Raw genomic sequence first — 26,146 nt, 5'->3', positions numbered from 1 at the left:
GATGACGAGCGACTTCCTCGCCGACTTCGGTCAGATGTCCGCCTTCGGCGCGACGCCCGGCGGCGGCGTCGAGCGTCAGGCCGCGAGCGCGGCCGACGGTGAGAACCGCGCGTGGTTCGGCTCGTGGCTCGTCGACAACGGCTTCACGCTGCGGACGGACGCCGTCGGCAACATCTTCGGGCTCATCGAGACCGTCCCCGGCGCGCCCTATGTCGTCGTCGGCTCGCACCTCGACAGCCAGCCCCTCGCGGGCCGGTACGACGGGGCCTACGGCGTGCTCGCCGGCGCCCATGCCGCGCGGGCCACGGCCGCCGCGATCGCAGCGGGCGACGCCGAGCCGCGCTTCAACCTCGCGGTCGTCGACTGGTTCAACGAGGAGGGCAGCAGGTTCAAGCCGAGCATGATGGGCAGCGCCGTCTTCACGGGCATGCTGCCGCTCGACACGGCGCTCGCGACGACCGACCCGTCGGGCACGACCGTCGCCGAGGCGCTCGACGCGATCGACGGCCGAGGGACGTTCGACGGTCTCGACGTCGCCGCGTACCTCGAGGTACACGTCGAGCAGGGCCGCGAGCTCGAGGACACCGGCACGACGATCGGCCTCGTATCGACGACGTGGACAGCGCACAAGCTCGAGGTCGTCGTGACCGGGGAGCAGTCGCACACGGGAGCCGCCCGCATGGCCGACCGCAAGGACGCCCTGCACGGCGCGGCCGAGCTGATCGTCGCCGCGCGCCGCCTGATCGACGGGTTCGAGCCGGAGCAGCTGCACACCGCCGTGAGCGAGATGTACCTCGACCCGAACTCCCCCGTCGCGATCGCACGCGAGGTGCGGATGCTCGTCGACATCCGGTCGCCCGAACGCGCCACGCTCGAGACCGCCGTGGAGCGGTTGCGCGAGCGCATGAGCGAGATCGAACAGCTCGCGAAGGTCGACATCGAGATCGTGAAGGTCGTCGAGTGGTCGAGCGGCCCGTTCCTCGAGGAGGGCATCCTGCTCGCGGCGGCCGAGGCGGAGCGTCTCGGGTACACGCACCGCCGTTCGGCGACGGTGGCGGGTCACGACGCGACGAACATGAAGGAGCGCGTGCCGACGGTGATGCTCTTCGTGCCGAGCGTCGACGGCATCTCGCACAACGAGCGCGAATTCACGTCGGATGCCGACATGCTCGCGGGCGTAGAGGTGCTCACGGCCGTACTCGGCCGCGTCGTGGCCGGCGACCTCTCGGCGGCCGAAGCCCCCGCGGCCCCGCTCTCGAGCGACGCATCGTGACGCACGAGCGCACCGGCGGCGACGTGGCGGTCGAGACGCTGCGGGCGCTCGGCGTCGACCGGCTCGTCGGCATCCCCGGCCAGCACGCCCTCGGGCTCTTCGACGCCTTGCGGCGCGCGCCCATCGAGCTGCTGCCCGCTCGCGTCGAGAACAACGCGGGCTTCATGGCCGACGGACTCGCTCGGGTCGGCGGCGGGGTCGCGCCCCTGCTGCTCTCGACCGGTCCGGGCGCGCTCACGGCGCTCCCCGCACTCATGGAGGCGGCCGGCTCGTCGATCCCCGTGCTCGCGATCTCCGCGCAGATCCCCGTCGACGGGCTCGGGGGCGCCCGCCGCGGCCACCTCCACGAGCTCGATGACCAGTCGGCCGCGTTCGCGCAGGTCGTGAAGGGCAGCTGGACGGTGCGCAACGCCGCCCAGATCCCGTCGGCGCTCATCGAGGCGTGGGAGCTCGCCGCGTCCGTGCCCCAGGGGCCCGTGCTCGTCGAGATCCCGCAGGACGTGCTGCTCGCGCCGGTCGGCGACGATGTGCCGCCGGTCGAGCATGTCGAGATCGCACCGCGGATACCTCGCGTACGCGACGAGCTCGTCGCGCGGGCCGCGATCGAGCTCGACGACGCCGAGCGACCGGTCATCCTCGCCGGTGGCGGAGCCGCCCGCGCGGCGGCGGGCGGCGAGCTGATGCGCGTCGCCGAGGCGCTGGACGCGCCCGTCTTCTCGACGTTCAGCGGACGGGATGCGGTGCCCGCGGGGCATCCGCTCGCCGCCGGCGCGTGGATCGAGGACATCGCGACGACCGAGTACCTCGAGAGCGCCGACGTGCTGCTCGTGGTCGGGAGCGCGCTGGGCGAGGTGTCGAGCAACTACTTCACGCTCCGCCCCGGCGGGCGGCTCGTCCAGCTCGACGCGGAGCTGCGCGTCATCGGCTCGAACCATGCGGGCCTCGGGCTGCATTGCGACGCGCGCGATGCGCTCGAGCGCATCGCCGCCGCGCTCGAGTCGACATCGGACCCCGAGCGCCGTGCCCGCCGCATCGCGGAGGTCGCGGAAGTCGCGGCGACGGTGCGCGCGCGCATCGACGGGCAGGGATTCGAACTCGAGCGGGGCATCCTCGCGTCCATCCGCGAGGCGCTGCCGGACGACGCCGACAGCTTCTGGGACATGACGATGATCGCCTACTGGGCGTGGTCCGCATGGGACGGCCGTGCGGGCCGCTTCGCGACCGCACAGGGCGCCGGCGGCCTCGGCTACGGCTTCCCGGCCGCCGTCGGCGCGGCTTTCGCCGACCGGTCGAGACCCGTGCTCGCGGTGTCGGGCGACGGCGGCGCCATGTACGGCCTCGGCGAGATCGCGACGTGCCTGCAGCTCGGCCTCGACGTCACGTGGCTCATCGTCGCCGACGGCGGCTACGGCATCCTCGCCGAGTACATGAACGGTGCGTTCGGAGCCGCGACGGCCACCGACCTCGTCATGCCCGACTTCGTCGCTCTCGCCCGTTCGTTCGGCGCGCACGCGGTGCAGACGACCCCGACCGCCCTCGCCGCCGATCTTCGCGAGGCGCTCGCGACTCCGGGCCCGTCGGTGGTGCTGCTGCCGCAGGCGATCGGCCTCTTCGCCCCGACCCATCGCGATCGGGAGGCGTCGTGAGCGTCGTCGTCGTGACCGAGGTCGGCGACCTCGACGTGCGTCCCGGCGTCGAGCTGCTCGAGCGCGCCGGTTTCGAGGTCGTCGTGCTGCATGACGGGCTCACCGCGCCGCTGCCCCCGCGAGCCGCTGAGGCGATCGCCGCGATCGTCGGATTCGCGCCCTTCGGCTCGGCCGAGTTCGACCGCTTCGCGGCGTTGCGCCTCGTCTGCACGACGTCGACGGGCGTCGACATGGTCGACCTCGCCGCAGCGGCCGAGCGGGGGGTCGACGTCGTCGGCCTCGGCGGGGTCGCGACCCGCGAAGTCGCGCTGCACGCGCTCGCCCTCATGCTCGCGGCGCTGCGCGAGCTGCCCGCGGGCCGCCGCGTCGTCCGCCGGGGCGGCTGGACGGTCGACCTCGAGGTCAACCCTCGCCCGATCGGTGAGCTCGTGCTCGGACTCGTCGGGTTCGGACGCATCGCCCGTGAGACCGCGCGCCTCGCGCGGCCCGTCTTCGCCCGCATCCTCGCGACCGACCCGTTCGTGACCGAGGCGAGCGACGGCGTCGAGCTCGTCGACCTCGACGCCCTTGTCGCGGCGGCGGATGTCGTCTCGCTCCACCTCCCCGTGGACGACGCGACGCGCGGCCTCTTCGGCGGCGAACGCGTCGCGGCGATGCGCCGCGGTGCGCTGCTCGTCAACGTCTCGCGCGGCGAACTCGTCGACACCGCGGCCGTGCGTGCTGCCCTCGACTCGGGTGCGCTCAGCGGGTATGCCGCCGACGTTCTCGACGGCGAACCACCCGTGTCCGACGATCCGCTGCGCGATCACCCGCGGGCGATCGTCACGCCGCACATGGGCTTCATGTCGACGGCGTCGGTCGAGCGGTACGAGCTCGACCCCGCGCGCACGATCATCGAGCGGCTCGGCCGACAGGCGTGACGCCCCCCGGGACGGTGTGGCCGACCCCCGCGCGCGACTTCTCGTCGCGTCGCGGCCGCTGTGATGTCAGCCCATACCCGACATCCGGTCCCACCTGATCGAGCGGTACTGGAGGTAGCTGCACAGTTCGGAAGCGATCCGCATCTCGGCGGCGAAGCGGGCGAGCTGCCACCCGTCGACCCTGAGGTCCTCGTCGCGCGCGGTCAACGTGACCTTCCAATCGGACCGATCGAGGCCGGCGGGCTCCATGTAGACCTCGATGGGGGTACCGACCGGGATCATCGTGACGAGGCCCGTATCCCGCCCCAGTGAGCCGTCCTGTTCGGCCACCTTGAAGGTCGACGCGGTGCGCACACCCTCGGCCGCGAGGAAGTCCGCGAGCCACTCCTCGAGCAGTTCCTTGGAGCGGACCGGGAAGCGGGGCAGCATCCCGTCGATGTCCGCCCAGACGGTCGCGAGCTGAGCTCTCAGTGCCGGCGGCTGCGCACCGCGCACCCTGTCGCTCCGCAGGACCCACCTCACCCGCATCAGGACCTCGGTGCCCGTCGCACCCGCCAGAACCGCATCTCGGAGTTGACCCGCCACATCCTCGTAGCCGGCGTCATTCAGCTCCGCCTCGAGCGAGCGCAGACGCGCGTACAGGTCTTCCATCGCTCCATCCTGCCGTCCTCCGCGGCACCGGTGAGCGCGACTCAGGCGGTTTCCTTCGCGACGCGGACGTTCACGCCCCGCTCGCGGAGACGTAATCCTCGATGACGACGCCCGTCTCGAAGGAGCGCGCACGGGTCAATGAGAACGTGCGCGGCTCGTACGCCGCGCCGTCGAAGATCCGGATGCCGGCGCCGAACACGACGGGGTGGCGCTTGACGACGATGCGGTCAATCTCGGGCAGCAGCGCACCTGCAAGCTGCCCGCCTCCGCACAGCCAGACGTCGAGACCATCCTCGGCTTTGAGGCTCCGGACCGTGGCGAGGGGGTCCGCCGTGAGGGTTATCGCGGGGTCGACGTCGCGGGTCCGCCGGCTCGCGACTATCTGACGGAGATGCGGGTAGGGACTGGGGACGCCGACATCGAGCGCGGGGGTGAGGGTGTTCCACCCCATGACGACCGTGTCGAAGCGGGTCCTGGGCGGTTCGATTCCCAACGCGGCGTGTGCGTGGGCAGGCAGCGCGTCCGCGTACTCGCCGAGCACCACCGAGTCGTGCTCACCCGTGACGGTGAACGCGTCGAACCCGCCGTCCGGGTCGGCGATGAAGCCGTCGATGCTGACGGCTACGTAATACACGAGGTCTCTCATCACTTCTCCAATCACGACGTATGTCGTAGTTAGAGTACAACAGGAGTCGTGGTTGCAATAGCATGACCGGCATGGTCCGCAACGACGAACGACGTTCCGCACTCGCCGATGCCGGAATCCGGGTGCTCGCTCGAGAAGGGGCTCGCGGGCTCACTCACCGTGCCGTCGACGCCGCAGCGGGCATGCCGCGCGGCACGACCTCGAACTACTTCGCGACGCGCGACGACCTGATTTCCGCGCTCGTCGACCGCATCGGCGAGCGCCTCACGCCCGACCCCGAAGCGATCGCTTCACGCGCCGCCCGGGTGCCGGACCGGGCGCTGTTCGCCGAGTACGTGCGCGACATCGTGCGACGGCTCAGCGCTGACCCGCATGTGTCGCTCGCCCTTTTCGAGCTCCGGCTCGAAGCGGCACGGCGGCCCGCTGTCGCCCTGGCCCTGACGGCCTGGCGACAGCGGGCGTTCCACGACGACGTCGCGTTCCACACGGCTGCCGGTCTTCCCGGAGAGCGAACCGAGATCGCGCTCTTCCACTACGCGATCGATGGGCTGATGCTCGATCACCTCACCGCGCCGATCGACACGGGACTGTCCGCCGACGCGGCGATCGGCGAGCTCGTCGATCGCCTCCTCCCGTGACCGCGCGGCATCGCGCCGGCCCGACCCGTCAGACCCCGTCGCGCAGGTCGCGGAAGAATCCGTCGACGTGGGTGCGCAACCCCTCGATCCGGCGGTCGCGAGCGGCCGCTGCGTCGAAGCCGAGGTAGGGCGGCGGGTCGAGGCGGCGGACGTTGCGTGAGCACTCGAACCTCGCGCAGATGAGGGTGCCGACGGTGTTCCCGGAACGTCCGGCCTTGCCCGCGCGCTTGGCGGCGAAGAACACGACCTCGTTCGGCAGCGTGACGTCGGAGCACCACGAGCACTGCGGACGCGTCCGGGTCGCCTGGTCGGACTGGCGCAGCTGCAGGCCCACCGCCTCGCCGTCGATCTCTGCGACGACGAAGCCGAGCAGGGGCGCCTTGGGCTCCCGCCAGCCGAAGTAGTCGCGGGTCGACCAGTCGACGTCGCCGAGGTCGGACGGGACGACGATCGAGTTGCGCTCGCGGAGCGACACGTTGACGAAGGATGAGCGGATGGATTTCTCGGTGAGAGCGAACATGGAGGGTCCTGTCTGAGTACGCGTTCGCGCACGAACTGCGGCACGGACGGCCGTGACGGGCCGCGCGCGGAGTCGAGCGCAGATCACCCCGGGACGAACGATGGCGCCCGGAATGGGGGAGGCGCACCGCGGACGGATGTCGACGCGATGCGCGCCGGATCAACCGGCGAGAAGGACGAAGGATGCCGCGCCTGTGCCACCGGCGCTGTGCGCGCCGGAGACCCCCTCACGCCCGGAGGGCATCGGCAGACGGACGGTACTCACACTCCCAGGCTACTCCTCACCCGGGCGAGAGCGGCCGAGAGCGGCCGGCGCTACGATCGCCCGTGATGACGAACGATCGGGGCCGACGGCTGGTCGAGCGGGCGGGGGCGCGGCTGGAGTCGCGCCACCCGTCGTTCGTGACGTCCCACCCCACCGCGCTCGGCCTGGTGTGGATGATCGCCGTCGTGGCACTGCTCGTCGTCTGCGACCTGCTCGGCGGGCCGGGCTGGCTGCGCGCGGTGCTCAGCCTCACCGCTGCGCTGCCCCCGCTGATCGCGACCCTGATCGTCCTGTCGCAGACGCCCCGGTCGCACCTCGAGTACGAGCCGTCGATCCTCGCCCACTTCTTCGCCCGGTTCCTGGCGCTCTTCAGCGCCTTCGTGTTCTGGCTCGGCTCGGTCGTCGTCGGCGGAGCGATCGCCGTGCAGCTGGCCGACGAGAGCGGCACCGACATCGAGACCGCCTGGCTGACCGCGGCGCAGCTTTTCGCCCGGATCGTGCCTCCCGTGACGGTGCTGCTCTACTGCGTGCTGATCATCCGCTACGCCGGCTACCTCGCGCGGCTGCGCGGCTGGTCGGCGGTGCCCACGCGCCACCGCATCCCGGAGCACTTCCTCGCCGAGGCCCCGCGCACGCGGCAGATCGTCGTCGGGCTGGCGCATCCCGGCCTGCTGCTGGCCGCGGGCCTGCTGTCGACGGTCGTCGCGATCGCGCTCACTCTGCGCGCGGAGGCACTCCTGTCGTGAGGATCGGGCCGCGGGCGCTCAGTCGACCGCGGCGCGCACCAGCTCGCGCACCCGGCGCTCGACCTCCGGCGTCACCTCGACGATCGCGAACGATGTCGGCCACATCGCCCCGTCGTCGAGCGTCGCCGTCTCGTCGAAGTTGAGCGTGGGGTACCGGGTGTCGAACTTCGATTTGGGCTGCACGAAGATCACGACCTTGCCCGCGCGCGCGTAGGCGGGGAAGCCGTAGAACGTCTTCGGGTCGAGGTCGGATGCCTCCTCCGACACGATCCGGTGCACGGTGCGGGCCACCTCGCCGTCGATGCCCTCGAGCGCTTCGATCGCCGTCATGCACGCCTCGAGCTCCTTCGCGAGCTTCGCCGCGCCCTTGAGCCCCTTCGTCGAGCGCAGCTCGTCGGCGCGCTGCTTCATCGCCGCCTTCTCCTCGTCGGAGAAGCCCGCGCCACCGGTCGTTCCGTCGGCCATCGTCATCCCTTCCGGCCCGCGGTCTCCGGGCGTCCCGGTCCGATCGTGCCAGCCCTCGGCCCACCTGACCAGGCCCGACCGCGCGGCGGCGCCCCCACCGCCGACGACGTCCGGGCCGCCGTCCCGAACCGTGACCGCCGAGACCGTAGGCTCTGCACATGCGCGCACGTCTCGGCTCCACCCTGCTCGTCCTGTCGGTCCTCGCCCTCGCGGGCTGCTCCTCCTCGGCCGCACCGGATGCGGCCGACACGATGCCGACGGCCGATTCGGTTCCCGAGGGCGCGTGCGCGTACGTCGAGGCCGCCGGCGGCGTGCGCGACGCGACGGCGCCGCCCGCGGAAGCGGAGGTCTCCGGCGAGGTCGCCGCCGTGCTGCAGACGTCTGTCGGAGACATCCCGATGACCCTCGACGCCGACCGCACCCCGTGCACCGTCGGCAGCTTCGTCTCGCTCGCCGAGCAGGGCTACTACGACGACTCGCCCTGCCACCGGCTGACCACCTCGGGCATCTTCGTGCTGCAGTGCGGCGATCCCTCGGGGACCGGTCGCGGCGGCCCCGGATACCGGTACGGCGACGAGCTCGACGGCAGCGAGACCTACCCCGCGGGAACCGTCGCGATGGCCAATGCTGGCGCCGACACCAACGGCTCGCAGTTCTTCCTCGTGTACGAGGACACCCCGCTGCCCCCCTCGTACACCGTCTTCGGTCAGCTCGACGAGGCCGGTCTGGCCGTGGTTCGCGAGGTCGCGGCGGCGGGCGCGGAGGGCGGGGCCCCCGACGGCGCGCCCGCGACCGCGGTGACGATCACGGGCATCTCGCTGGGCTGATCCGCCCGGCGCACACACGCACGCCGGCTCAGGCGGGGCGCCCGTCCGACTCCCACGCGTCGATGGCCGCGTGCAGCTCCGCCTTGCGCTCCGCCGTCGCCCAGCTCGCCTCGACGCCGTTGCGCGCGAGGTGCGCCAGCTGCGCATCGGTCAAGGCGAGTGCGTCGCGAACGGCGACGTAGTTGTCGCCCACGTAGCCGCCGAAGTAGGCGGGATCGTCGCTGTTGACGGTCACCAGAACGCCCGCCTCCAGAAACGCGCGCAGCGGATGCTGCGCGAGATCGTCGACGACGCGCAGCCGGACGTTCGAGAGCGGGCACACCGTCAGCGGCGTCCGCTCGTCCGCCAGGCGCGAGAGCAGTGCCGGATCGACGACCGCCTGCACACCGTGATCGATGCGCTCGACCCCGAGGACGTCGAGCGCTTCGAGGATGTAGGCGGGTGGCGCCTCCTCGCCCGCATGAGCGACCTTGCGCAGACCCAGCTGCGCGGCGCGCGCGAACACCGCGTCGAAGAGGCTCGGCGGAAAGCCCACCTCGGATGAATCGAGGCCCACGCCGTCGATCGCGTCGGCGCGGATGCTCATCGCCTGCTCGAGGGTCTGCATCGCGGACTCCGCCGGGAGGTTTCGCAGGAAGCAGAGGATGAGGGCGCTCGAGACCCCCCACCGCTCGCGTCCGATCTCGAGGCCCGCGCTGATCCCGTCGATCACGGCCGCCAGGTCGACGCCCCGGCTCGTGTGCGCCTGCGGGTCGAAGAACACCTCGGCGTGGGCGAGGCCCTGACCCGCGGCCCGCTCGAGATAGGCGACGGTGAGATCGGTGAAGTCGCGCTCGGTCAGGAGCACCGCCATCGTCGCGTAATAGAGGTCGAGGAACGACTGCAGATCGTCGAAGTCGTAGGCCGCGCGCAACGCGTCGACGTCGGGGAACGGCAGGTCGACGCGGTTGCGCCCGGCCAGCGCGAAGGCGAGTTCGGGTTCGAGGGTGCCCTCGATGTGCACGTGCAACTCGGTCTTCGGCAAGGTCATGACGGATCGCATGACCCGATGATGGCATCCGCCGTTCTGCAATAGGTATAGACGTTCAGATGTTTACATGTATGAAACGCACGAGTGATTCCGCCGTCATCCGATCTGCCTACGCTCGGCGACATCCGGTCCCACACCCGAACAGAGGAGCGCGCATGCCCCGCACCATCCGGACCATCGCCGTCGCCGGCCTGACGCTCGGCGTGCTCGGCCTCGCAGCCTGCAGCAGCACGGGCTCGGGCGAGACGAGCGACGACGGCTCGACCGCAGTGACCCTGCAGTCGTCCTGGATCAACGACGCCGAGTTCATGGGCTACTTCGTCGGCCTCGAGAACGGCTATTACGACGAGGCGGGCATCGACCTCGAATATCTCCCGGGCGGGCCGAGCGTCATCCCCGAGAGCACCCTGCTCGCCGGCGACGCCGACATCGCGCTGACGAGCCCCGACACGACCATCTCGGCCATCTCGCAGCAGGGCGCCGACCTCGTGATTGTCGGCGCGCAGTACCAGCAGAACCCGCTCGGCGTCGTCAGCCTCGTCGGATCGGGCATCGACTCGGCCGCCGACCTCGTCGGCAAGACCGTCGCCGTCCCCGACGTGAACCGGCTGGCCTTCGAGGCGATGCTCGCCGTCAACGACATCGACCCCGCCGACGTGACCGTCGTCCCCTACGCATACGACCCGACCCCGCTCGTGCAGGGCGAGGTCGACGCCACCCTCGACTTCGTGACGAACGTGCCGTACTCGATCGGCGAGCAGGGCGCCGAGGCGCAGAGCTTCACGCTGTACGACGCCGGCTACCGCATCCCGAACGACACCGTCGTGGTGAGCCGCTCATACCTCGAGAGCAACCGCGACACGGTGAAGGCGTTCCTCGAGGCCAGCTCGCGCGGCTGGGAGGAAAACTTCCGCGACCCCGCCGCCTACCCGACGCGCTTCGCCGACAGCTGGTTCGAGGGCACCGGCCGCACGATCGCGAACGAGGAGTTCTTCAACGCCGCGCAGCAGCCCCTCATCGAGAGCGGCGACGGCTTCTACCGCATGAGCGACGAGTCCATCCAGGACACGATCGACGCCCTCGCCCTCATCGACATCGAGGCCACCCCCGACATGTTCGACATGTCGCTGTTCGACTGACGATCCCCCTCGGGCGGACGTCCGGCGCCGCCGGCGTCCGCCCCTCCCCCTTGTTCCAGGAGCTCCGCATGATCACCGACCCCACACAGGCCTACCGCGACCGCATCTGGAGCGTGCTCGAGCGCGTCGGGCGGCCCGACTCGCGGTTCCACTGGGACTTCTCCTCCTTCATCGCGGACTTCGAGGGCAACGACCGCGCGACCGCGCGCATCCTCGAGCTCGACGCCTGGCGCGCCGCCGACCGGGTCTTCATCACACCCGACAACTCGACGGAGCTGCTCCGGCGCGAAGCGCTGCGGGCGGGCAAGACGCTGCTCGTGACCACGTACGGCATCCGCCGCGGCTTCCTCGAGGTCGCCCCGGGCGTCGTGCCCGACGCCGAGATCAGCTACGCCGCCACCCTCGACGGCCTCGACAGGTACGCGACACCGCGCACGCTCGCCGAACTGCGCGGCGGCGCTCCCCTGCGCCTGCTCGTCACCGGCGGCAGCGCCATCAGCCGCAACGGCATCCGGTTCGGGAAGGGCCACGGCTTCTTCGACCTCGAGTGGGGGATGCTCAGCGAGATCGGCCTGACCGACGATCGCAGCGAGGTCGTCGACATCGTGCACGACGAGCAGTACGTCGACGAGGACCTCGCCGGCGAGGCCCACGACGTCGCCGTCGACTGGATCATCACCCCCGAGCGCCGCATCCGGGTCGAAGGTCACGGCCGCGACCCCGGGCAGGTGTTCTGGGACCTCATCCCCGGCGGCGAGCACGAGTTCCTCCCGCCGATCGTCGAGCTGCGTCAGGAGCGGGAGGCCGGCCGATGACGGCGATCGCGATCCGCGACCTCCGGCGCATCTACGGCACCGGATCGTCGGCCGTGCTCGCGCTCGACGGCGTCGACCTCGAGCTGCCGGCCGGCTCGTTCACGGCCCTCATCGGGGCGAGCGGCTGCGGCAAGTCCACGCTGCTGCGACTCATCGGCGACCTCGACGAGCCCACCGCCGGAACGGTCACGATCGGCGGCGAGCGCCCATCGGTGCTGCGCCGGGCGGGACGTGTCGGCGTCGCCTTCCAGGATCCGTCGCTGCTGCCGTGGCGCTCGGTGCGCCGCAACATCTCGCTGACGCTCGAGGCGGCGGGCCGCACGGTCGACCGGACCGCGATCGACGACCTCATCCGTCTCGTCGGCCTCGGCGGGTTCGAACAGGCGCGGCCCGGCCAGCTCTCGGGTGGGATGCGGCAGCGCGTGTCGATCGCGCGGTCGCTCGCCCTCGACCCGCAGGTGCTGCTGCTCGACGAGCCCTTCGGCGCTCTCGACGAGCTGCTTCGCGGCGACATGAACCGCGAACTGCAGCGCATCTGGCTCGAACGACAGCCGACGACCGTCATGGTCACCCACTCCATCTCGGAGGCGGTCTTCCTCGCCGACCGCGTCGTCGTGATGGGCTCGCGCCCCGGCCGCGTCCACGAGATCGTCGAGGTGCCGTTCGCCCGCCCACGCGCTCAGACCCTGCTCAGCGATCCGTCGTTCCATGCCCTGTGCGACCGGGTCTCGGCGACGCTCTCCGCCGCGATCCGTGCCAGCGGCGTCGCCGACGCGGCCGCTCTCGACTCGTGAGAGCCACGACGGCGCACCGGATGCGCATCACGGCCACGGCCCTGCTCATCGTGCTCGTGTGGGAGCTGGCCGGCCGGCTCGGGCTCGTCGCCGGCGGCGCGCTCCCCGCGCCGACGGCGATCGTCGCGGCCTGGTGGGAGAACCGCTCCGACTACCCGCCCCACGTGCTCGCCACGACCGGCGTGGCCGCCGCGGGCTTCGCGATCGGCAACCTCGTCGCGGTCGCCCTGGCCGTCGTGGGCCAGCTCGTCCCGGCGATCGAGAGGCTGCTGCGGCCGACGCTCGTGGTGTTGTTCTGCCTGCCGGTGGTCGTCGCGGCGCCGATCCTCGACATCGCCTTCGACGGGTCGTGGCCCGCCATCGCCCTCGCCGTGCTGCTGGTCTTCTTCCCGACCTACGTCGCCACCCAGGTCGGCCTGCGCAGCGCGCCGGGCGAGGCCGTCGCCGTCGTGCGCTCGGCGGGCGGAGGCGCCGTGCGCGCCCTCGTGCTCGTTCGGCTGCGCGCCGCCCTCCCCGAGATCCTGTCGGGTCTGCAGATCTCCGCACCGGCCGCGGTGCTCGGGGCCGTGCTCGGCGAGTTCCTCGGCGGACGCTGGGGGCTCGGCATCTACCTGGTCGGCACGATGAGCCGCGGCGACGCGGCCGCGCTGTGGGCGATCGGGCTGACGGCGACACTGCTCTCGGCCGTGCTCTACGGCGTCGTCGGCATCGCCCGCCGCTTCGTTCGCGACGGCACCGAGAAGCTGCTGACGACGGATGTGCATCAGGGCCGTCGTCGCGGCGGGCGGGCGCGGACCCTCGGCTGGACCCTCGGCGGCATCACCGTCCTCATCGTCGCCTGGTACGGCTTCATCGCCTCGACCGGTCTGCCCACCACGCTCATGAACTCCCCGACCGATGTCCTCGACTCGCTGTTCTTCAGCTCCCGCTCGGAACTGGTCCGCGAACGGCTGGCCGCCGCCCTGGTCGAGAGCGCCGGACCGGCGAGCCTCGGGGCCGTCATCGGGATCGTGTTCGCCTTCGTCCTCGCCGTCGCGTTCTCGACGTTCCCCGCGCTTCACGCATCCGTCCTGCCGTTCGCGTTCATCAGCCAGACCGTGCCGCTGGTCGCGCTCGCGCCGCTCATCGCTCTCGTCTCCGGTCGCGGACCCGCGACGATCGTCGCGGTGACGGTGTCGGTGACGTTCTTCCCCAGCCTCGTGACGATCATGCAGGGCCTCGCCGCCGCCCCCGCGGGCCCGCTCCTCGTCATGCGGTCTGTCGACGCCGGCCGGCTGCGCACGCTGGGCGCCGTCGTCGTGCCCAACGCGCTCCCGTATCTGCTGGCGAGCATCCGCCTCGCCGTCCCCCGCGCCCTGACCGGGGTGCTGATCGCCGAGCAGTTCATCACCGGCACCGGGCTGGGCCGCCTGCTCAGCGAGAGCCGCGGCATGCTCGACTACCGCATGATGTGGCTCATCGCAGCCGTCGTGGCAGCCCTCTCGCTCGCCCTCTACGGGCTGGCCCAAGCTGTCGAGGACGGCGTGATGCGGCGACGCCGCTAGCATCGGACCACGGGTCTGCCGGAGGAGAACACCCCATGACCACCCCACCGATCCTGCCCCTCCCGGGCCGATCGGCGGCGCTGCCGCCGCTGCACCGTCAGGCCCTCGAAGCGCTCCGGTCGATCGCGATGGGCACGGACATCGACGACACGTCGCCGCTGCCGCCCGAGGCGCAGCTGGCCGACCGGCTCGGCGTCTCGCGAGGCACCCTGCGACGCGCGACCGAAGAGCTCGCGCGCGAAGGACTGCTGCGCATCCAGCCCGGTCGCGGCACCTACGTCAACAAGCACACGCAGGTGCGTCGGACCGTGCGCGAGCAGCTGCTGCCCGTCTCGCTGCCCGACTCGCGCTTCGACCTCGACATCACGATGTTCGTGCCGGACTTCACGGGTTCGGAGCACGCCACCGCCGAGGCGCTGGCGCACCCGGCCCTCGCGACGGCGTCCACGGTCTTCATCACCCCCGACAACTCGCTCATCGCCCTGCGACGCGAGCTGATCGCGCGGGGAGTGCGCCTCGTGCAGCCGGTCTTCGGCGGACGCCGAGGGATGCTGCTCCTCGAGGACCTGCGTGACGACGCGCGTTTCGCCTCGACCCTCGACGGCGCCGAGGAGGTCGGCCGCCTGCTGTCGCTCGACGACCTGGCGCGGGTCGGCGCCGTCGACGCCGTCGTGACCGGCGCAGTGGCCGTCACAGCGGACGGCGTGCACGTCGGCGGCGGCGAGGGATATCTCGACCTGGAATGGGCGATCCTGCTCGAGCTCGGGCTCGTGACGGCCGAGGTGCCTGTCGTCGCCCTCGTGCACGAGTGCCAGTTCCTCGACGTGCCCCTCGAGGTCAAGGCGACCGACCTGCCCGTCGACGTCGTGCTGACCGACACCCGCCGCGTCGACCTCGCGCACGCACGTCAGAAGCCGGCGGCCATCGACCACGAATGGAGCAGCGGCCGGCAGGCCGCGAACTCCCGGTACTTCCGCGAGCTCGCCGCCCGCCGCTGACCCCACCGCGGGCGACACCCGCGCGGTGCTCGGCGGAATGAGCCCGCGCAGCGCGGCGTTGATCGAAGCGTGACCCCGTCGATCGCTCTCGAGCAGGCCCTGTCGTCCCTCGACATCCGTCCGGGCCGCGCACACCGCGCGAGCCTCGCCCCGGGAGAGTCGCTGCAGCTCGGCGTCGGCGATGCGACGCTGGTCTACGTGCGCTCCGGCGAGCTGACCGGCGCCCCGGCATCCGGAACCAGCTGCACCGTCGGCGCCGCCGGCCCCGACGCCGCGACCGGAGCGGGCCCGCGCACGCTCCTGGCCGGTGACGCCTTCATGAGCCTGGGATGCCGGCCCATCACCCTCACCTCGCAGTCGGGCGCCGAGCTGACCGTCGTGCCGGCCGACGTGTCGCTCGCCGCGGTCACCCCGCTGCCGCCCTTCGTCTTCATCGACGGTTTCGTCGGCCTCGAGCCGGCGGCCGCCGCGCTCGTCGCGCACCTCGGCGTCGACGTCGCCGACGGCCGATCGGGCGACGCCGTCATCTGCCGGATGATGGTGAAGACGGTGCTGCTGTCGGCGATCCGCGCGTGGGCCGCTCGCTCGGCCGGCGCATCGGCCTGGCCCGCTCCCACGACAGACCCCTTCCTCAGCCGCGCGGCCGAGGCGGTCGTCGCCGAGCCCGGACGCGACTGGACGATCGACCAGCTCGCGAGCCTCAGCGCGATGTCGCGCACCGTGTTCGCGGCCCGGTTCCGCCGCGCCTACGGCCGGTCGCCGGCGAGCTACGTGACCGAGGTCCGGATGCGGCACGCGAAGGACCTGCTCGAATCGGGCGCCTCTGTCTCGGAGACCTCGCGCACCCTGGGCTACGGCTCCGACGAGGGCTTCAGCCGCGCGTTCCGCCGTTTCACCGGAGTCGCGCCGTCGCTGTGGCGGGTCCGGGACGCGGCGCCGTCGTTGCGCTGACGGCCCCGCAGCGACACCGAACCCGCCGCGTCCCGCTCGCGGGTCAGCGGTCGCGGGTCACTCGTGTCCCGGCCGCGCCGCGACGTGACCGCGAACCACCCAGCCGAACAGCGCCGCACCCGCACCCAGCAGCACCAGCGCCACGAGGTCGACCGCCACGACACCCGTCAGGTCGACGAGCACGCCGCCGAGACCCGCCGCGATCATGATCGCGAGCTGGAACCCGGTGACGGTGAGGCTGCCGCCGGCCTCGAGGCGATCCGGCAGCCGGTGCCCCACCCACGTGTTGACGATGATGAGCCACGAGGCGAAGAAGAACCCCCACACGAACACGGCGAGCACGACGAGCGGGATCGACGCGGGCATCACCACGAGCAGGGCGATCGCGACGGCGATGACGACGGGGGCCGTGACCGCCAGCACCCGGAAGGCCCGGTCGACCAGCATCCCGATCACGAGGTTGCCGATGAGGCCGCCCGCGCCGAACACGGCGAGCAGCACGACGATCGTCTCGGCGCCGACGTCGGGGACGCGCTCGAGGGCCAGTCGGATGTAGGTGTACGCCAGGAAGTGACCGAGCACGATCAGGACGTGGCCGAGCATGCCCGCCGCGATGCCGGGACGGCGCAACGAGTCGACGAGCGGGCGCAGGCTCGACGCGGCCGCGGCGGGCACCGCCGGCAGGGTCAGACGGACGGCGAGCGCGACGACCGCGGTGGCGGCCCCGACGACGGCGAAGGCGATGCGCCAGTCGAGCACCTCGCTGAGCAGCACTCCGAGCGGCACACCGGCCACGGTCGCGAGCGACACCCCCGCCGAGGTGAACATCATCGCCCGGCCGATGCGATCGGGGCCCGCCAGGCGGGCTGCCACGGTGATCGACATCGACCAGAACGCGCTGATCGCGGCGCCGAGGAAGAAACGGGCGACGAGGATCGTGATCAGGTGCGGCGACAGCGCGACGACGATGCTCGACAGGGATGCCGCGACCGCCGCCCCGACGAGCAGAGCGCGGCGGTCGAGGCGCGGGAAGATCAGCCCGATCGTCGGAGCCACGAGGAGACCGGCGAGCGCCGTGATCGTCACCGACTGACCCGCCTGCCCCGGGGTCACCCCGAGGCCTGCGGCCATCTCGGTCAGGACGCCATTGGGAAGGAACTCCGCGGTGACCACGAGGAACCCCATGAGCATGACGACGACGAGGCCGCCGTACCTCATGGGCTCGGCGGGTCGCGCGGCGAGGGGGATGGATGCGGTCGAGGTCATGATCCGATCCTGACCGCACCGGAGAGCGCGCGCCCGACCGAACGTCCGCAGCATCCGACCGTCCGTCCGCCGCCGGCTCGGTGCCGGCTCGCGCGACGGGTCGCGACCGCGTGACCGCAAGCCGCAGCGACATCTGGGGTAACGGGAATTCGGTGCGGGGCGCCGGGGGCGGGAAACTCGGGGGTGACGCCGACCACCCGACGGCGCAGACCTCCGGAAAGGCCGACCGTGATCGCGCTCGAGCACGTATCGAAGACGTACGCCGGCGTACCCGCCGTCGACGACGTCTCGCTGGAGATCCCCTCGGGGGAGATCTTCGGCATCGTCGGCCAATCCGGCGCGGGAAAGAGCACCCTCGCCCGGATGGTCAACCTCATCGAGCGCCCGGATACAGGCCGGGTGGTCGTCGACGGCGTCGATCTGACCGCCCTCGACGCGAGCAGCCTGCGCGCGGCACGTCGGCGCATCGGCATGGTCTTCCAGCGCTTCAACCTGCTGGGCAGCCGGTCGGTGCGGGGCAACGTCGAGCTCGCACTCGAGCTCGACGGCACGTCGAAGGCCCGCCGTCGCGCCCGCGCGCAGGAGATGCTCGACCTCGTCGGGCTCGGACACCGCGCAGACGCGGCCGTGCACGAGCTGTCGGGCGGCCAGCAGCAGCGCGTCGGCATCGCGCGCGCCCTCGCGAGCGGGCCGAGCGTGCTGCTGTCCGACGAGGCGACGAGCGCGCTCGACCCCGAGACCACGACCGCCATCCTCGACCTCTACCGCCGGATCAACGCGGAGCTCGGGCTGACGGTCCTGCTCATCACGCACGAGATGGATGTCGTGAAGTCGACGTGCGACTCGGCCGCGCTCCTCGAGCACGGGCGCATCATCGAGAGCGGCCGCCTGACCGACGTCATCCGCACACCCGGTTCGCGCCTCACCTCGCAGCTCTTCCCGCTCGGACCCATCCCTGTCGGGGCCGACCCGAGCGCGACGGTCATCGACATCACCTTCGCCGGCGGCACCGCCGACCGTCCCGTCATCGCCCGGATCGCGCGAGAGCACGAGGTCGACGTCTCGCTGCTCGGCGCTCTCGTCGAACAGATCGCCGGCACGCAGGCCGGCCGCACCCGCCTCGAGGTGCCCGCGGCCGCGGCATCCGCCGTCATCGCCGACCTGCGCGGACAGGGGCTCATCGTCGACGTGCTGCGCGGGATCGGCGCCGTCATCCCCGCGGGCGCCGGCCCCGCGACCGACCGAGGGGATGCCGCATGAACGAGCAACTGCTCACCCTGCTGCTCGTCGCGACGGGTCAGACCCTCTACATGGTCGGCGTCGCCCTGCTCGCGACGATCGTCATCGGCCTGCCCCTCGGCGTGGTGCTCGTCGGCACCGAGCAGGGACGCTTCCTCGCGACCCCGTTCGGCTCGCGCCGCACCGGCGTCGTCGTCAATCGCGTGCTCGACTTCATCGTCAACCTCGGCCGCTCGGTGCCGTTCATCATCCTGATGGTCGCGCTGATCCCGTTCACGCGCCTCATCGTCGGCACCTTCATCGGACCGACCGCGGCGATCGTGCCGCTCTCGGTCGTCGCCATCCCGTTCTTCGCCCGCATGGTCGAGATCGCGATCAAGGAAGTCGACGACGGCCTGCTCGAGGTCGCCGCCTCGCTGGGGGCGAGCCGCTGGCAGCTCGTGACCAAGGTGCTGCTGCCCGAGGCAGCGCCCGCGATGCTGCTCGGCCTGTCGACGACCGTGACCTCGATCATCAACTTCTCGGCGATGGTCGGCACTGTCGCGGGCGGCGGCCTCGGTGACGTCGCCATCCGCTACGGGTACCAGCAGTACAGCTGGATCCACATCGTCAGCGTCATCGTCGTGATCTTCGCGATCGTCATGGTGCTGCAGGGCCTCGCGAGCTGGGGCGCGCGTCGTCTCGCCCGCCGCTCGCCCCGAGCCCGCACGGCCGCGTCGAGCGCCCGAATGCAGCGGGCCGACGCCCGCAGCACCGCCTGACCCGCTCACCCACGCTCCGCCAGCACCGCTCCTCAGCACCGCCAGCACCGCATGTCATCCCGAGAGGAACCCTCCATGTCCCGTACCGCACGCACCCCGCTCCTCCTCGCCGCCGTCGCCTCGGCCGCGCTTCTGCTCGCCGGCTGCGCCGGCTCGCCGGCATCCGACTCGGGCGACGCCGACGGCGACAGCCTCGGCACCATCAAGGTCGGCGCGCTGCAGACCCCGGCGGGCGACATCCTCAACCACATCGCCGAGAACGGCGCCGCCGAGCTGGGACTCACGATCGAGTTCGTGCCGTTCACCGACTACAACACCCCCAACACGGCGCTGGTCGACGGCTCGATCGACGCGAACCTGTTCCAGAACTCGACGTTCCTCGAGAACTTCAACACCAACACCGGCTCCGACCTCATCAGCGTCGGCGAGGCCTACCTGCCGTCGGCCGCGTTCTACTCGGACAAGGTCGACAGCCTCGACGACCTCGAGGACGGCGCGACGATCGCCATCCCGAATGACCCGACCAACGAGGGCCGCGCGCTCAAGCTGCTCGCGCAGGAGGGTCTCATCGAGGTCTCCGACGACGTCGCCGACCTCACCGGCATCACCGACAACCCGCGCGACTTCCAGTTCCAGGAGATCGAGAACGCGACGCTGCCGCAGGCGGTGCCCGACGTCGACGCCGCCTTCGTCACGATCAGCTTCGCGCTGCCCGCAGGCCTCACGGCCGACCAGGCGATCCTCACCGAGGGCGAGGGCAGCCCCTACTACAACGTGCTCGCGACCCGTCCCGACCTGAAGGACGACCCCCGCATCGTCGCGCTCTACGACCTGCTGACCTCGTCGGAGGTCGCCGACTTCGAGAACGAGACCTGGGGCGGCCTGGTCGTCCCCGTCACGAAGGGCTGACCCGCCCCGCTTCACCTGCAGCAACTCCTCAGATCCGGGCCCCTGCTCCCCCCACCGGCCCGACACCGGCCGGTCGCGCCTGGATCTGAGGAGTTGGCGCGTGCCCATCGCCCTCCCGCCGCGCCGGCCCGCACAACGGCCGCGCCCCCGCTCAGTAGGATTGTTGCCATGTCGAAGGTCCTCCAGTCCCTGCCCGTCGGCGAACGCGTCGGCATCGCCTTCTCGGGGGGTCTCGACACCTCCGTCGCGGTCGCGTGGATGCGCGACAAGGGCGCCGTCCCCTTCACCTACACCGGCGACCTCGGCCAGTACGACGAGGACGACATCGCCTCGATCCCCGGCCGCGCGCTGCAGTACGGCGCCGAGGGCTCGCGCCTCATCGACTGCAAGCCGATGATGGTCGAGGAGGGTCTCGTCGCCCTCGCCTGCGGCGCCTTCCACATCCGCTCGGGCGGCCGCACCTACTTCAACACGACGCCGATCGGCCGCGCCGTCACCGGCACGATGCTGGTCCGCGCCATGAAGGAGGACGGGGTCGACATCTGGGGCGACGGCTCCACCTACAAGGGCAACGACATCGAGCGGTTCTACCGCTACGGCCTGCTCGCCAACCCCGCGCTGCGCATCTACAAGCCGTGGCTCGATGCCGACTTCGTGACCGAGCTGGGCGGCCGCACCGAGATGAGCGAGTGGCTCGTCGCACACGGCTTCCCGTACCGCGACTCCGTCGAGAAGGCCTACTCGACCGACGCGAACATCTGGGGCGCCACGCACGAGGCCAAGACGCTCGAGCACCTCGACGTCTCGCTCGAGATCGTCGAGCCGATCATGGGCGTGCGGTTCTGGGACCCGACCGTCGAGATCGAGACCGAGGACGTCTCGGTCACGTTCGAGGCCGGCCGGCCCGTCGCGGTCAACGGCGTCGAGTACTCCGACATCGTCGAGCTCGTCATGGCGGCGAACGAGATCGGCGGCCGCCATGGCCTGGGCATGAGCGACCAGATCGAGAACCGCATCATCGAGGCCAAGAGCCGCGGCATCTACGAGGCCCCGGGCATGGCGCTGCTGTTCATCGCCTACGAGCGTCTCGTCAACGGCATCCTGAACGAGGACACCCTTGCGACCTACCACGAGCAGGGGCGCCGCCTCGGACGCCTGATGTACGAGGGCCGGTGGCTCGAGCCGCAGTCGTTCATGCTGCGCGAGTCGATCCAGCGCTGGGTGGGTTCGGCGATCAGCGGCACGGTCACGCTGCGTCTGCGCCGCGGCGAGGACTACACGATCCTCGACACCGAGAGCCGCAACCTGTCGTACTCGCCCGAGAAGCTCTCGATGGAGCGCGTCGGCGATTCGGCCTTCGGCCCGACCGACCGCATCGGCCAGCTCACGATGCGCAACCTCGACATCGCCGACTCGCGCGCCCGTCTCGAGCACTACGCCGGCATCGGCCTCATCGGCGGTCCGACGGCCGAGCTCGTCGGCGACCTCGAGCGCGGCGGCGCGGCGGAGATCACCGGCAACGTCGAGCCGACCGATCAGGATCTCGCCGACAAGGTGGATGCCGCGGGCGAGTCCGCCTCGTTCGACTTCGGCGCCGACTGACCCGGCGAACCGCCCCCGTACGACGCGACCCGCCGCATCCGATCGATCCGGATGCGGCGGGTCGCGTCATGTGCGACGGGTGACGGCCGACGCCGCGTCGCGACTCAGTCGCGATCGAGCAGCGCCCCGCGCGTGGCGATGAGCTCGCGGTACCAGGCGAAGCTCGCCTTCGGCGTGCGGCGCCCGGTGCCGTTGCCGTGGTCGTCGAGGTCGACGTGCACGAGCCCGTACCGCTTCGTCATCTGCGAGGTCGACGCGCTCACGATGTCGATGCCGCCCCAGCTCGTGTAGCCCATCAGCTCGACGCCGTCGGCGACCGCCTCGCCGACCTGGCGCAGGTGCTGACGCAGGTAGTCGATGCGATAGGGATCGTCGACGGAGCCGTCGGCCGAGACGGTGTCGCTCGCGCCCAGCCCGTTCTCGACGACGAACAGCGGCACCTGATAGCGCGTCCACAGATCGGTCAGGGCGACGCGAATGCCGATGGGATCGAGGTGCCACCCCCACTCCGACGTCTCGAGGTGCGGGTTCTTGATCGTCGAGAAGAGGTTGCCGCCGGTCGCCCCGTACTTCTCGGGCTCGACCGCGGACACCAGGGTCATGTAATAGCTGAACGACAGGAAGTCGACCGTTCCGTCGGCGAGCACCTGCTCGTCGTCCGGCTCCATGCGCACCTCGATGCCGTTCTCGCGCCAGAACCGTCGCACGATGCCCGGGTACGCGCCGCGCACCTGGACGTCGGTGTGCGACAGGTTCATGTCGTTGTCGTGCTGGGCCTGCTGGATGTCGCGCGGATCGGACGAGGCGGGGTAGTGCAGCATCCGGGCGAGCATGCACCCGACCTGCGCCTCCGGGTCGATCTCGCGCACCAGCCGCACGGCGAGCGCGCTCGCGACGTACTGATGGTGCAGCGCCTGATGCGCGCGCCGGGTGCGATCGCCGCGAGCGGGGTCGTCGACCACGCCGCCACCGGTGTACGGCTCGATCGTCGTGGTGTTGATCTCGTTGAACGTCAGCCAGTACTTCACGAGGCCGCGGTAGCGCGTGACGATCGTGCGCGCGTAGCGCTCGAAGTGGCCGATCACCTCGCGCCCCGCCCAGCCGTCGTACTCGGTCACGAGGTGCAGCGGCATCTCGTAGTGCGACATCGTGACGACGGGCTCGATCCCCCGGTCGCGCAGGCGCGTGAAGAGTCGCTCGTAGAAGGCGAGACCCGCCTCGTTCGGCTCGGACTCGACCCCGTTCGGGAAGATCCGGGTCCACGCGATCGACATGCGCAGCGCCCGGATGCCGAGCTCGGCGAAGCGCTCGACGTCGCCCTCCCAGTTGTCGTAGAAGAGCGATCCGTTGCGCTTGGGGTACCCCGAGGTGCCCGCCGTCGCGGCCGCCGTGCGGATGCGGTCGGGCGACGGGCTCATCGCCTCGTGCAGGTCGACGTAGTCGAGGTCCTTCCCGAACGGCACGACGTCGGCCTGTGAGAGCCCCTTGCCGTCGGCGTCGTAGGCGCCCTCGGCCTGGTTCGCGGCGAAGGCGACACCCCAGAGGAAGTCGTCGGGGAACACGGTGCTCATCGCGTCGCCTCCGCGGTGACGGGCTGCATCGCGAAGAGCGGGTCGCCCGCGGCGACCGCACCCGTCCGGAGGTCGCGCAGGTCGGTGCCGGCAGCCTCGGTGACGACGACGATGACCGACGTGTCCTTCGTGCGTCCGACCTCGTCGAAGTCGACGGTCAGGACACGCTGCCCGGCCTCGACGCGGTCGCCCTGCGCGATGTGTGCGGTGAAGCCGCGCCCTTCGAGGGCAACGGTGTCGATGCCGACGTGCACGAGCACCTCGACGCCGTCGTCGCCGCGGATGCCGAAGGCGTGATTCGTCGGGAACAGCGCGACGACGGTGCCGGCGACGGGGGCGACGACGTCGGGTGCCGCGGGCGCGATCGCGGCACCGGGGCCCATGACGCCGTCGGCGAAGACGCGGTCGGGAACGGATGCGAGGGGGACGATCTCGCCGGCCACGGGGGCGATGACCGGCACGGCAGCACCCGCGACGCCGCCGGATGCGGCGGGCGACACGACGCCGGATGCGGCCGATCCGCCGGCCGCGGCGACGGGTGCGTTGGTGGCCGCTGCCGCGTATGCCGACTCGTCGAAGCCGAGCACGAGGGTCAGCACGGCGGCCACGACGAACGAGAGCACGATGCCGACGATCGCCCAGCCGAACGTCGCCCCGACGAGTCCGGGCAGGCCGGGGATGCCGCTGTTGCCCGCGAGCACGTATGCGTTGACGCCGAGGCCGAGGCTCACCGCGCCACCGGCGGCGCTTCCGATCATGGTGGCGATGAGCGGGCGGCGCAGCGGGACGATGAGGCCGTACAGGGCGGGCTCGGTCACGCCCATGAGCCCCGTGAAGGTCGTCGAGAAGGCGAGCGACTTCAGGGTCTTCGACTTCGCGCGGATCGCCACGCCGAGTGCGGCGCCCGTGGTCGCGAAGCTCTGCATGTAGGTGAGCGGCAGGAACTTGTCGGCACCGACCTGCGCGAGGTTGGTGAGGATGAACGGCACGAGGGCGTAGTGCATGCCGGTCATGATGATGAGCGGCAGGAGCGCGCCGATGACCACGCCGGCGAGCGGGCCGCCGTTCTCGAGGGCCCAGTTGATCCCGCCCGAGACGCCGTTGCCGACGAACGAGCCCAGGGGTCCCAAGACGATGAGCGTCACGGGGGCCACCACGACGAGCGTGATGAGCGGGACGACCATCATCCGCACCACGCGGGGGATGATGCGGTTGAGGCCGCGCTCGACCCACGACATCAGGTAGATCGCCAACAGGCTGGGGATCACGGTGTACGAGTAGGTCGTCGCCGTGACCGGCATCCCGAGGAAGTCGACGGCTTCGCCCGAAGCGAGCGCCGTCACGAGCGCGGGGTAGATGAGCACGCCGGCGATGGCGACGGCCACGTACTGGTTGGCGCCGAGCTTGCGGGCCGCGGTCATCGCGACGAGGACCGGCAGCAGGAAGAACACCGCGTCGCCGATCGCGCTGAGGACGAGCGCCGTGTCGGACGTGGCGTCGATCCACCCCGCGAATCCGAGCAGCGCCAGGATGCCCTTCAGCAGACCGGCGCCCGCGATCGCGGGCAGCAGCGGGGCGAAGACGCCGCCGATGAAGTCGAAGAAGCGCTGGCTGAGCTTCTGGCGCGGCGCGGGCGCCGTGCTCTCGCCGGACAGGCGGGGTTCGGCGGCGGCGACGGCGGCGAAGACGTCGGGCACCTTGTCGCCGACGATGACCTGGTACTGGCCGCCGGTGTCGTTGACGCCGACGACGCTCGGCACGGCGGTCAGGGCCGTCGCGTCGGCGAGGGTGTTGTCGCGCAGCGTGAAGCGCAGTCGGGTGATGCAGTGGTAGGCCGACACGATGTTGTCGGCACCGCCCACGCCGTCGATGATGGCGCGAGCATCCTTGTCGTAGGACATGAGGATCTTTCTCGATGGTGTTGAGCGGCTGACGCGGAGGTCCCTGAGCGCGCCGAGAACAGTCGGTTCAGACGAAGCGACTGACGTGCATGGCGATGTAGACCTTCTCGGTCGAGGTCATCGTGTGGTGGTGGGCTTCGCGGACGTAGGCCTCGATACGGTCGATCGCCGCGAAGACGTGGGGCAGCTGGCGGCGCAGCAGGGCCATCAGCTCATCGTCGTCGCGCTCGATCACGGTGCCGGCGAGCACGCGCTGCGCGAAGTAGCGGACGTGCGTGGCGAACCGGGCGTACGCGGGGTCGTCGTCGGCGTAGACGATGCCGAAGTGCAGCCGGACGATGTCGAGGACGTCCTGCGTGAAGCTCGTCAGGGCCGCCGCCGATCCGTCACCGCCGCCCACCTCGGCGGTGATGAGGTGCAGTGCGATGTTCGCGGCCTCCGCCACCGGCATCGCGACCCCGGTGGCGGCCTCGACGAGCGGCAGCGCGTTGCTGGCGACCGCGTATTCCTTCGGGTAGAAGCGGCGCACATCGGCCTCGAGCGCCGACGCGAGGTCGATGTTCTCGCGTACGCGGTGCACCGCGAAGGCGATGTGGTCGGCGAGCGCGGCGTAGACCGAATCGCTGAGCTTCTCGGTGAGCTGCTCGCGTGCGAGCGTCACGATCTCGTCGGTCACGGCGAGGATCTCGGCCGGCACGTCGGCCGCGACCTGCGCCAGTCGGCTGCCCTGAGCGCTGTCGTCGAGCCGGAAGACTTTCTCGATCGCCGTCGCGTCGATCGTGTCGCCCGGCTGAGCGCGGAAGCCGATCCCGCGACCGAGCACGATGACCTCGCGCATCGCGTCGTCGAGGGCGTCGACGACGCTGTTGTTGAGCACACGGCGGACGATCATGGGCGATACCTCTGGGACGGTGAATCCGTCTACTCCGACGGATCGGTATTGCCCGGGAACCGGTAACAAGCCACGTTCAGCGTAGGCGAGGGCAGCGCGCCCCGCAAACGAGCCCGCCGATCGTCGCCGACGGGCCCG

The 26,146-nt window shown here is 71.2% G+C and carries 25 protein-coding genes; 16 read left to right on the top strand and 9 right to left on the bottom strand.

The genetic code is table 11. The annotated features are described in order from the left end of the window. Nucleotide 1 precedes the first annotated feature (1 nt). From BLT21_RS09575 to BLT21_RS09565, 3 genes are read left to right on the top strand one after another with little or no spacing between them, the layout of a single operon-like run. Nucleotides 2-1,273, top strand: a complete 1,272-nt coding sequence (locus BLT21_RS09575; protein ID WP_091501434.1) for a M20 family metallo-hydrolase — start codon at nucleotides 2-4, stop codon at nucleotides 1,271-1,273. Next, a complete protein-coding gene (locus BLT21_RS09570; protein WP_091501432.1) occupies nucleotides 1,270-2,919 on the top strand; it encodes a thiamine pyrophosphate-binding protein in 1,650 nt (549 codons plus the stop codon). The genes BLT21_RS09575 and BLT21_RS09570 overlap by 4 nt, the downstream gene beginning before the upstream one ends. Next, nucleotides 2,916-3,839 carry an NAD(P)-dependent oxidoreductase gene (locus tag BLT21_RS09565; RefSeq protein ID WP_091501431.1) on the top strand — a complete coding sequence of 308 codons (924 nt, stop codon included), beginning with the start codon at nucleotides 2,916-2,918 and terminating at the stop codon, nucleotides 3,837-3,839. Before BLT21_RS09570 ends, BLT21_RS09565 begins: the two co-directional genes overlap by 4 nt. A gap of 66 nt (nucleotides 3,840-3,905) precedes the next feature. On the opposite strand, the gene BLT21_RS09560 is transcribed toward BLT21_RS09565, so the two are convergent. Both BLT21_RS09560 and BLT21_RS09555 read right to left on the bottom strand, forming a co-directional pair. Then, the gene (locus BLT21_RS09560) at nucleotides 3,906-4,490 is read right to left on the bottom strand and encodes a hypothetical protein (RefSeq protein WP_091501429.1); all 585 of its coding nucleotides are present in this window, start codon (nucleotides 4,488-4,490) and stop codon (nucleotides 3,906-3,908) included. A gap of 70 nt (nucleotides 4,491-4,560) precedes the next feature. Beyond that, a complete protein-coding gene (locus BLT21_RS09555; RefSeq protein WP_091501427.1) occupies nucleotides 4,561-5,136 on the bottom strand; it encodes a dihydrofolate reductase family protein in 576 nt (191 codons plus the stop codon). 71 nt (nucleotides 5,137-5,207) lie between these two features. On the opposite strand from BLT21_RS09555, the gene BLT21_RS09550 reads away from it, so the two are divergent. Next, on the top strand, nucleotides 5,208-5,774 hold the full coding sequence (locus BLT21_RS09550; RefSeq protein WP_091502209.1) for a TetR/AcrR family transcriptional regulator: 567 nt from the start codon (nucleotides 5,208-5,210) through the stop codon (nucleotides 5,772-5,774). Between the two features lie 28 nt (nucleotides 5,775-5,802). On the opposite strand, the gene BLT21_RS09545 is transcribed toward BLT21_RS09550, so the two are convergent. Further along, nucleotides 5,803-6,294, bottom strand: a complete 492-nt coding sequence (locus tag BLT21_RS09545) for an FBP domain-containing protein (protein ID WP_091501425.1) — start codon at nucleotides 6,292-6,294, stop codon at nucleotides 5,803-5,805. 329 nt (nucleotides 6,295-6,623) lie between these two features. On the opposite strand from BLT21_RS09545, the gene BLT21_RS09540 reads away from it, so the two are divergent. Further along, nucleotides 6,624-7,304 (top strand): hypothetical protein, encoded by a 681-nt coding sequence (locus BLT21_RS09540; RefSeq protein WP_091501422.1) that lies wholly within the window; start codon nucleotides 6,624-6,626, stop codon nucleotides 7,302-7,304. Nucleotides 7,305-7,322: 18 nt separating this feature from the next. Here the strand turns inward: BLT21_RS09540 and BLT21_RS09535 are convergent, their stop codons facing one another. After that, on the bottom strand, nucleotides 7,323-7,769 hold the full coding sequence (locus tag BLT21_RS09535; RefSeq protein ID WP_091502207.1) for a hypothetical protein: 447 nt from the start codon (nucleotides 7,767-7,769) through the stop codon (nucleotides 7,323-7,325). A gap of 158 nt (nucleotides 7,770-7,927) precedes the next feature. Between BLT21_RS09535 and BLT21_RS09530 the strand changes: the two genes are divergently transcribed. Further along, nucleotides 7,928-8,596 carry a peptidylprolyl isomerase gene (locus BLT21_RS09530; protein ID WP_091501419.1) on the top strand — a complete coding sequence of 223 codons (669 nt, stop codon included), beginning with the start codon at nucleotides 7,928-7,930 and terminating at the stop codon, nucleotides 8,594-8,596. Nucleotides 8,597-8,624: 28 nt separating this feature from the next. On the opposite strand, the gene BLT21_RS09525 is transcribed toward BLT21_RS09530, so the two are convergent. Next, a complete protein-coding gene (locus BLT21_RS09525; protein WP_091502205.1) occupies nucleotides 8,625-9,626 on the bottom strand; it encodes an adenosine deaminase in 1,002 nt (333 codons plus the stop codon). 155 nt (nucleotides 9,627-9,781) lie between these two features. Here BLT21_RS09525 and BLT21_RS09520 point away from each other — a divergent pair, with 155 nt between their 5' ends. From BLT21_RS09520 to BLT21_RS09495, 6 genes are all read left to right on the top strand, one after another. Then, nucleotides 9,782-10,765 carry an ABC transporter substrate-binding protein gene (locus BLT21_RS09520; protein ID WP_091501417.1) on the top strand — a complete coding sequence of 328 codons (984 nt, stop codon included), beginning with the start codon at nucleotides 9,782-9,784 and terminating at the stop codon, nucleotides 10,763-10,765. 68 nt (nucleotides 10,766-10,833) lie between these two features. Further along, on the top strand, nucleotides 10,834-11,580 hold the full coding sequence (locus BLT21_RS09515) for a 5-formyltetrahydrofolate cyclo-ligase (RefSeq protein WP_091501414.1): 747 nt from the start codon (nucleotides 10,834-10,836) through the stop codon (nucleotides 11,578-11,580). Then, a complete protein-coding gene (locus BLT21_RS09510; protein ID WP_091501411.1) occupies nucleotides 11,577-12,374 on the top strand; it encodes an ABC transporter ATP-binding protein in 798 nt (265 codons plus the stop codon). The genes BLT21_RS09515 and BLT21_RS09510 overlap by 4 nt, the downstream gene beginning before the upstream one ends. Then, on the top strand, nucleotides 12,371-13,918 hold the full coding sequence (locus BLT21_RS09505) for an ABC transporter permease (protein WP_143024965.1): 1,548 nt from the start codon (nucleotides 12,371-12,373) through the stop codon (nucleotides 13,916-13,918). The genes BLT21_RS09510 and BLT21_RS09505 overlap by 4 nt, the downstream gene beginning before the upstream one ends. 35 nt (nucleotides 13,919-13,953) lie before the next feature. Next, the gene (locus BLT21_RS09500; RefSeq protein ID WP_091501407.1) at nucleotides 13,954-14,916 is read left to right on the top strand and encodes a 5-formyltetrahydrofolate cyclo-ligase; all 963 of its coding nucleotides are present in this window, start codon (nucleotides 13,954-13,956) and stop codon (nucleotides 14,914-14,916) included. Nucleotides 14,917-14,985: 69 nt separating this feature from the next. Continuing rightward, the gene (locus BLT21_RS09495) at nucleotides 14,986-15,867 is read left to right on the top strand and encodes a helix-turn-helix transcriptional regulator (RefSeq protein ID WP_091501406.1); all 882 of its coding nucleotides are present in this window, start codon (nucleotides 14,986-14,988) and stop codon (nucleotides 15,865-15,867) included. Between the two features lie 57 nt (nucleotides 15,868-15,924). On the opposite strand, the gene BLT21_RS09490 is transcribed toward BLT21_RS09495, so the two are convergent. Beyond that, nucleotides 15,925-17,133 (bottom strand): MFS transporter, encoded by a 1,209-nt coding sequence (locus BLT21_RS09490; protein WP_091502203.1) that lies wholly within the window; start codon nucleotides 17,131-17,133, stop codon nucleotides 15,925-15,927. A 228-nt stretch (nucleotides 17,134-17,361) separates the two neighbouring features. On the opposite strand from BLT21_RS09490, the gene BLT21_RS09485 reads away from it, so the two are divergent. From BLT21_RS09485 to argG, 4 genes are all read left to right on the top strand, one after another. After that, nucleotides 17,362-18,393 carry a methionine ABC transporter ATP-binding protein gene (locus tag BLT21_RS09485; RefSeq protein WP_091501403.1) on the top strand — a complete coding sequence of 344 codons (1,032 nt, stop codon included), beginning with the start codon at nucleotides 17,362-17,364 and terminating at the stop codon, nucleotides 18,391-18,393. Beyond that, entirely contained in the window at nucleotides 18,390-19,133 is a 744-nt protein-coding gene (locus BLT21_RS09480; protein WP_091501400.1) for a methionine ABC transporter permease, read from the top strand. The genes BLT21_RS09485 and BLT21_RS09480 overlap by 4 nt, the downstream gene beginning before the upstream one ends. Nucleotides 19,134-19,208: 75 nt before the next feature. Continuing rightward, nucleotides 19,209-20,042: a MetQ/NlpA family ABC transporter substrate-binding protein gene (locus tag BLT21_RS09475; protein ID WP_091501397.1), complete on the top strand. Its 834-nt coding sequence runs from the start codon at nucleotides 19,209-19,211 to the stop codon at nucleotides 20,040-20,042. A gap of 168 nt (nucleotides 20,043-20,210) precedes the next feature. Continuing rightward, nucleotides 20,211-21,644, top strand: a complete 1,434-nt coding sequence (gene argG, locus BLT21_RS09470) for an argininosuccinate synthase (protein ID WP_091501395.1) — start codon at nucleotides 20,211-20,213, stop codon at nucleotides 21,642-21,644. Between the two features lie 104 nt (nucleotides 21,645-21,748). On the opposite strand, the gene BLT21_RS09465 is transcribed toward argG, so the two are convergent. The 3 genes from BLT21_RS09465 to BLT21_RS09455 form a co-directional block, all read right to left on the bottom strand. Further along, nucleotides 21,749-23,215, bottom strand: coding sequence for a glycoside hydrolase family 1 protein (locus tag BLT21_RS09465; RefSeq protein ID WP_091501392.1), 1,467 nt, complete (start codon nucleotides 23,213-23,215; stop codon nucleotides 21,749-21,751). Continuing rightward, complete coding sequence (locus tag BLT21_RS09460; protein ID WP_091501390.1) at nucleotides 23,212-25,116, bottom strand: glucose PTS transporter subunit IIA; 1,905 nt, start codon at nucleotides 25,114-25,116, stop codon at nucleotides 23,212-23,214. The genes BLT21_RS09465 and BLT21_RS09460 overlap by 4 nt, the downstream gene beginning before the upstream one ends. Nucleotides 25,117-25,183: 67 nt before the next feature. Next, nucleotides 25,184-26,008 (bottom strand): PRD domain-containing protein, encoded by an 825-nt coding sequence (locus BLT21_RS09455; protein WP_091501388.1) that lies wholly within the window; start codon nucleotides 26,006-26,008, stop codon nucleotides 25,184-25,186. Nucleotides 26,009-26,146 lie beyond the last annotated feature (138 nt).

Origin of the sequence: Microbacterium sp. cf332 (assembly GCF_900102175.1) — a bacterium.
GTDB lineage: Bacteria > Actinomycetota > Actinomycetes > Actinomycetales > Microbacteriaceae > Microbacterium.
The sequence above is the reverse complement of the archived record's forward strand: the minus strand, read 5'-3'. Positions and strand labels throughout refer to the sequence as shown.

What these genes read in the sequence shown, in the direction of transcription:
- BLT21_RS09525 (WP_091502205.1), bottom strand. Translation starts at nt 9,626, where the DNA reads ATGACCTTGCCGAAGACCGAGTTGCACGTGCACATCGAGGGCACCCTC.
- BLT21_RS09545 (WP_091501425.1), bottom strand. Translation starts at nt 6,294, where the DNA reads ATGTTCGCTCTCACCGAGAAATCCATCCGCTCATCCTTCGTCAACGTG.
- BLT21_RS09550 (WP_091502209.1), top strand. Translation starts at nt 5,208, where the DNA reads ATGGTCCGCAACGACGAACGACGTTCCGCACTCGCCGATGCCGGAATC.
- BLT21_RS09575 (WP_091501434.1), top strand. Translation starts at nt 2, where the DNA reads ATGACGAGCGACTTCCTCGCCGACTTCGGTCAGATGTCCGCCTTCGGC.
- BLT21_RS09490 (WP_091502203.1), bottom strand. Translation starts at nt 17,133, where the DNA reads ATGACCTCGACCGCATCCATCCCCCTCGCCGCGCGACCCGCCGAGCCC.
- BLT21_RS09465 (WP_091501392.1), bottom strand. Translation starts at nt 23,215, where the DNA reads ATGAGCACCGTGTTCCCCGACGACTTCCTCTGGGGTGTCGCCTTCGCC.
- BLT21_RS09560 (WP_091501429.1), bottom strand. Translation starts at nt 4,490, where the DNA reads ATGGAAGACCTGTACGCGCGTCTGCGCTCGCTCGAGGCGGAGCTGAAT.
- BLT21_RS09475 (WP_091501397.1), top strand. Translation starts at nt 19,209, where the DNA reads ATGTCCCGTACCGCACGCACCCCGCTCCTCCTCGCCGCCGTCGCCTCG.
- BLT21_RS09455 (WP_091501388.1), bottom strand. Translation starts at nt 26,008, where the DNA reads ATGATCGTCCGCCGTGTGCTCAACAACAGCGTCGTCGACGCCCTCGAC.
- BLT21_RS09515 (WP_091501414.1), top strand. Translation starts at nt 10,834, where the DNA reads ATGATCACCGACCCCACACAGGCCTACCGCGACCGCATCTGGAGCGTG.
- BLT21_RS09460 (WP_091501390.1), bottom strand. Translation starts at nt 25,116, where the DNA reads ATGTCCTACGACAAGGATGCTCGCGCCATCATCGACGGCGTGGGCGGT.
- BLT21_RS09540 (WP_091501422.1), top strand. Translation starts at nt 6,624, where the DNA reads ATGACGAACGATCGGGGCCGACGGCTGGTCGAGCGGGCGGGGGCGCGG.
- BLT21_RS09500 (WP_091501407.1), top strand. Translation starts at nt 13,954, where the DNA reads ATGACCACCCCACCGATCCTGCCCCTCCCGGGCCGATCGGCGGCGCTG.
- BLT21_RS09555 (WP_091501427.1), bottom strand. Translation starts at nt 5,136, where the DNA reads ATGAGAGACCTCGTGTATTACGTAGCCGTCAGCATCGACGGCTTCATC.
- BLT21_RS09510 (WP_091501411.1), top strand. Translation starts at nt 11,577, where the DNA reads ATGACGGCGATCGCGATCCGCGACCTCCGGCGCATCTACGGCACCGGA.
- BLT21_RS09535 (WP_091502207.1), bottom strand. Translation starts at nt 7,769, where the DNA reads ATGGCCGACGGAACGACCGGTGGCGCGGGCTTCTCCGACGAGGAGAAG.
- BLT21_RS09520 (WP_091501417.1), top strand. Translation starts at nt 9,782, where the DNA reads ATGCCCCGCACCATCCGGACCATCGCCGTCGCCGGCCTGACGCTCGGC.
- argG (WP_091501395.1), top strand. Translation starts at nt 20,211, where the DNA reads ATGTCGAAGGTCCTCCAGTCCCTGCCCGTCGGCGAACGCGTCGGCATC.
- BLT21_RS09480 (WP_091501400.1), top strand. Translation starts at nt 18,390, where the DNA reads ATGAACGAGCAACTGCTCACCCTGCTGCTCGTCGCGACGGGTCAGACC.
- BLT21_RS09530 (WP_091501419.1), top strand. Translation starts at nt 7,928, where the DNA reads ATGCGCGCACGTCTCGGCTCCACCCTGCTCGTCCTGTCGGTCCTCGCC.